The following is a 514-nucleotide window of genomic DNA, read 5'->3' as shown; positions in this document are numbered from 1 at the left end:
CTTCCCACTCAGCTTCACCCTGCAGGGCTTTCAGTGCTGAACCGCGAACAACCGGGATGTCGTCGCCAGGGAAATCGTAAGCAGACAGCAGCTCACGAACTTCCATTTCAACCAGCTCCAGCAGCTCTTCGTCGTCAACCATGTCGCATTTGTTCATGAATACGATCATGAACGGAACGCCAACCTGGCGACCCAGCAGGATGTGCTCACGGGTCTGTGGCATTGGGCCATCAGTCGCAGCAACAACCAGGATTGCACCGTCCATCTGCGCAGCACCGGTGATCATGTTTTTCACATAGTCGGCGTGGCCTGGGCAGTCAACGTGTGCGTAGTGACGGCTTGGGGTGTCATATTCAACGTGTGAAGTGTTGATGGTGATACCACGAGCTTTCTCTTCTGGTGCGTTATCGATCTGGTCGAATGCACGTGCAGAACCGCCGTAGGTTTTAGCCAGAACGGTGGTGATAGCAGCAGTCAGGGTAGTTTTACCGTGGTCAACGTGGCCGATAGTACC

The 514-nt window shown here is 54.5% G+C and carries 1 protein-coding gene; it reads right to left on the bottom strand.

Annotation, left to right across the window (positions count from 1 at the left end; translation table 11 throughout):
• On the bottom strand, positions 1-514 hold a 514-nt coding region (locus tag NV64_RS22890), incomplete at both ends, for a GTP-binding protein (protein WP_146005551.1).

Origin of the sequence: Erwinia sp. B116 (assembly GCF_002865965.1) — a bacterium.
Taxonomy (GTDB): domain Bacteria; phylum Pseudomonadota; class Gammaproteobacteria; order Enterobacterales; family Enterobacteriaceae; genus Erwinia.
Note: the sequence above shows the minus strand (reverse complement) of the source record. Positions and strands in the feature narration are given on the sequence as shown.